This is a genomic window from Streptomyces sp. bgisy130, assembly GCF_057708345.1.
In genome coordinates, this window is sequence record NZ_JBYISA010000092.1 from 1 (window position 1) to 4,053 (window position 4,053).

General features: G+C 68.4%; 4 protein-coding genes and 1 pseudogene. 4 read left to right on the top strand and 1 reads right to left on the bottom strand.

Annotated features, from left to right (window positions below; genetic code table 11):
* From AC3EUV_RS38130 to AC3EUV_RS38140, 3 genes and pseudogenes are all read left to right on the top strand, one after another.
* Window positions 1-637: pseudogene (locus AC3EUV_RS38130) on the top strand (oligosaccharide flippase family protein); the annotation flags it as partial.
* Between the two features lie 118 nt (window positions 638-755).
* Window positions 756-2,264, top strand: a complete 1,509-nt coding sequence (locus AC3EUV_RS38135; RefSeq protein WP_435604879.1) for a fibronectin type III domain-containing protein — start codon at window positions 756-758, stop codon at window positions 2,262-2,264.
* Window positions 2,265-2,286: 22 nt separating this feature from the next.
* Window positions 2,287-2,715 (top strand): FAD synthase family protein, encoded by a 429-nt coding sequence (locus AC3EUV_RS38140; RefSeq protein WP_042158396.1) that lies wholly within the window; start codon window positions 2,287-2,289, stop codon window positions 2,713-2,715.
* A 45-nt stretch (window positions 2,716-2,760) separates the two neighbouring features.
* Here AC3EUV_RS38140 and AC3EUV_RS38145 read toward each other — a convergent pair whose 3' ends face one another.
* Window positions 2,761-3,492: a CDP-alcohol phosphatidyltransferase family protein gene (locus AC3EUV_RS38145; protein ID WP_432146261.1), complete on the bottom strand. Its 732-nt coding sequence runs from the start codon at window positions 3,490-3,492 to the stop codon at window positions 2,761-2,763.
* A gap of 40 nt (window positions 3,493-3,532) precedes the next feature.
* Between AC3EUV_RS38145 and AC3EUV_RS38150 the strand changes: the two genes are divergently transcribed.
* Window positions 3,533-4,053, top strand: a 521-nt coding sequence (locus tag AC3EUV_RS38150; protein WP_435604880.1) for a glycosyl hydrolase family 28-related protein, incomplete at its 3' end; no start/stop codon positions are given.

The window sequence follows — 4,053 nt, forward strand, 5'->3', positions numbered from 1 at the left end:
GCTGCTGGCGGGCGGCGACCGGCCCGGGGCGCGGCATCTGCACCGGTTGTCGACCCGCTGGATCGCGCTCTTCTCCTGGCCCGTGTTCCTGGTCCTCGCCGCCTTCCCCGAGACCGTGCTGTCGCTCTTCGGGCCCGGCTTCGGCGGGGGCGCGGCGGGGCTGGTGGTACTGGCGGCCGCCTGTCTGGTCAATGTCGGCGTCGGCAATGCGCAGACGGTCATCCTCATGGCCGGGCGGAGTGTCTGGAATCTCGTGGTTGCCAGTGCCGCGTTCGTGGTCCAACTGGGCAGCGGCATCTGGCTGGTTCCGCGCTACGGGGTGCTGGGGGCGGCGGTTTCCTGGGGGCTGGCGATCGTGGTGGACAACGGTGCCTCCGCGCTGCTGGCCCGCTACCGCCTGGGCTTTCGCACCGTCGACCGGGGCTATCGGTGCGCCGCGGTGCTCGGCGTGGTGACGGTGGCGCTCCCGGTGTTCGCGCTGCGGACGCTTTTCGGGGACACCGTTCCCGGCGCGCTTTTGGGAATTGTTTTAGCCATTGGGGCTTTCTGTGCCGCCGTCTGGCGCTATCGTTTGCCGCTGGGGGTAGGGGAGTTCTTCGGGGCGCTGCGCAAGCGTGGTTCGGGAAACTCACCGTGAACACCGGTCCCATTTCCGCACAGAACTCGTCGCGTTCCCACGTCCTACCCTGACAATTCCGATCGCGCCATGCTTCCAGGGGGGACCTGTGCGCCAAAGAAGCAGATCTGTCCATCTCTTGCTCGCCGCCGCGGTGCTCGGCACCGCGTCAACGGCCCTTTCCGCCGGCCCGGCTCAGGCCACCGGCGAAAGCACCCTCACCGCCGATCCGCTGCGCACCTGGCAGACCGACGGCATCGTGTGGGCCATGGCCTATGCCAAGGGCATCGTCTATGTGGGAGGCACCTTCAGCCACATCCGGCCGCCGGGCGCCGCCCCCGGCACCGGCGAAGTCGCCCGTAAGAACTTCGCGGCCTTCGACGCCAAGACCGGTGAACCGCTGTCCTGCGCCCCGGCGTTCACCGGCGGCACGGGCACGATCCGGGCCATGAAAGCCTCGCCCGACGGCTCGACGGTCTACATCGGCGGCTCGTTCGGGAAGGCCGGCCCGGTGGGCCGGTCCAACACGGCCGCCCTCAACACCGATGACTGCACCATCGGGGCGGGCTGGAAGCCGACGGTCAGCTCGACCGTACGGGCCATCGACGTCACCGCCGACACGGTCTACATCGGCGGCGGGTTCGACACCGTCCAGGGGGAGACCCGCGAGCGGGTCGCCGCGCTGCGGCCCGACGGCGAGCTGCTGCCGTTCAAGGCGACGATCCGTGGTTCCTCGGTCGGCAACGACCCCACCCCGGCGGTCAACGCCCTCACGGTCGCTCCGCAGCTCAACAAGGTCATCATCGGTGGCCGATTCACCTCGGTGAACGGCAGCTTCCTGAGCGTGCACGCGCTGGCCGGGCTGGATGCGACCACCGGCCGGGTCGTCAACTCCTTCACCGGCTGGATCCCCAACCGCTCCGCGGTCAAGTCTCTGGTCAATGACGGGACGAACTTCTATCTGGGCGCCGAGGGCACCGGCGGCGGGGTCTTCGACGGCCGCGCGGCGGGCCGGCTGACGGACGGCGGGCAGCTCTGGAAGGACACCTGTCTGGGCGCCACCCAGGCGGTCCTGCCGTACAAGGGCGTCCTCTACAGCGGCTCCCACGCGCACGACTGCTCCAACACCCCGGGCGGCTTCACCGACATCGGCAACCGTCAGCACTTCCTGGCGCAGTCGATCTCGGACAAGACGATCCTGCCGTGGTTCCCCGACACCAACGACGGGATCGGCGAGCAGATCGGCCCGCGGGCGCTGACCATGGCGGACGGCGTCCTGTGGGCGGGCGGCGAGTTCACCACCGTCAACGACGCGCCGCAGCAGGGCCTGACGCGCTTCACGGCGGCGCCGGACACCGGGGCGCCGCAGGTGCCGCTGCTCAGCGGATCGAGCGGATCCCGGGGCAAGATCACGCTGAACTGGAAGGCCTCGTGGGACCGGGACGACGGTGCCCTGACCTACAAGATCTACCGGGACGGCGAGTATCTGACCTCGCTCAACCAGGACTCGCGCTACTGGAACCGGCCCAACATGAGCTACACGGACACCGTGGAGCCCGGGGCCCAGCACCGGTACTCGATCGAGGTCACCGACGGCACCAATGTGTCCGGGCGCAACGGCCCGGTCTATGTGACCGCCAGAAACTGACCGTTTGCCGAGTGGGGGGTAAATGACGCACCGAGTAGGTTATGCGCCCGGGGTCTACGACCTATTCCACGTCGGGCATCTGAATATTCTCCGGCATGCGAAAAGCCAGTGCGACTATCTGGTGGCCGGTGTCGTCTCGGACGAAATGGCGGTGCAGGCGAAAGGGCAGGCACCGGTCATTCCGCTGGCCGAGCGGCTGGAGATCGTACGCAGCGTCCGCTTTGTGGACGCGGCGTTCGTCGAGACGGTGCCCGATAAATTGGAGACCTGGCAGCAGGTACGGTTCGACGTCATTTTCAAGGGCGACGACTGGCGGGGGACGAGCAAAGGCGACAAGCTCGAAAGGGATTTCGCGACCGTCGGGGTCGATGTGATCTATTTCCCCTACACCGTGCACACGTCGAGCACCCTGCTGCGCAAGGTGCTCGACGGGCTCGCGAATTCCGCGTGACCGGCCCGGGCCGCCTGCCCTGGTGAGGTGTCCGTCCCCGGCCGGTCAGCGGCCGGGGGCGGACAGCTCGCGGTACCACTTCACCAGGAACGCCACCATGAACAGCAGATGGGCGACGAGCAGGCAGCAGTACAGCACCAGGAACACGTCCGGGCTGCCGAACAGCAGGAACAGGGCGCAGAAGACCCCGTAGTCGACCGGCAGCAGGGCGACGGAGCGCAGCGTGGAGGCGGGTGCCGTGGGTGCCGGCCCGCCCGCACCGCTCCGCAGCCGGTCGGCGCGCTTGAGCTGTTCGGTGAGGATGCCGCCGAAGAAGACCATCACCGCGGCGAACTGGAAGGCGACGGGTACGAACAGATACCGAGGGTCGGAGAGGCCGAAGTGGCGGTAGAACGAGACGAGTACGGCCATGTGGAGGGCGAGCATCTTCGCGCAGTCGACCACATGGTCCAGCCACTCCCCCGCGGCGCTGCCGGTTCCGGTCAGCCGGGCGAGCTGCCCGTCGGCGGAGTCGAGGGCGAAACCGAGGACCAGCGCCGCGAAAATACCGGCCGCTGCGGCGGGCGAGGGCCGGAGCATCGCAATCATGACCACGCCGGCAAAGGTGAAAACCCCGCTGATCATGGTGACTTGATTGGGTGTCAGTTTGAGGCTGTAGCCCACGGCGGCTAACACCCGGCCGGCCGGCCGGTTCACATAGCGCGAGTACAGGGACACTCCCTTCGCGGATTTCTGGGCCGCAGACAGCTGTCTGATCGCATATCCGAACTGGCTCATGTCCCCCACCTGATGAATGGACCCCCGAAGGAGCAACATCATGGCAGGCAGGACCTCTCCGTCAACCGGTGGCGCCGATCGCCGGACGGTGCTGGCGGGTACGGCCGCGGCGCTGGCGGCCGCCCTCACCGGATGCGAGCCGGCGGCCTCTGCCTCCCGGCAGTCGTCCGACGACGCCCGGGCCCCCGTGGTCACCGGCCACAAGCCCAAGGGCAAGGACGTCATCGATGTGGTCGCGGACTTCGGCGCCAAGGGCGACGGGCGCACCGACGACAGCCGCGCGTTCGCCCGCGCGTACTCCTACGCGGCCGGCCGGGTCTGGGACCACGTCGGCCGGACCGTGATCGACATACCAGCCGGCACCTACCTCATCCGCAAGCCCCACGCCCTGCTCAACGCCCCCGGCGGAAAGCTCAAGGCCAACGGCTTACGGTTCCGCGGGGCCGGCAAACGGATGACGCAGCTGCTGTTCGCGCCGTCCGACGGTGAGAACGCCTATCTGTGCCGCAACGAGGACAGCTGGGCGAATGTGATGTTCGAGCAGCTGGGCTTCGTCTCCGC

Bases quoted from the DNA above. Each gene is read 5' to 3' on its own strand.
- AC3EUV_RS38140 (WP_042158396.1), top strand. From the start codon at position 2,287: ATGACGCACCGAGTAGGTTATGCGCCCGGGGTCTACGACCTATTCCAC.
- AC3EUV_RS38145 (WP_432146261.1), bottom strand. From the start codon at position 3,492: ATGAGCCAGTTCGGATATGCGATCAGACAGCTGTCTGCGGCCCAGAAA.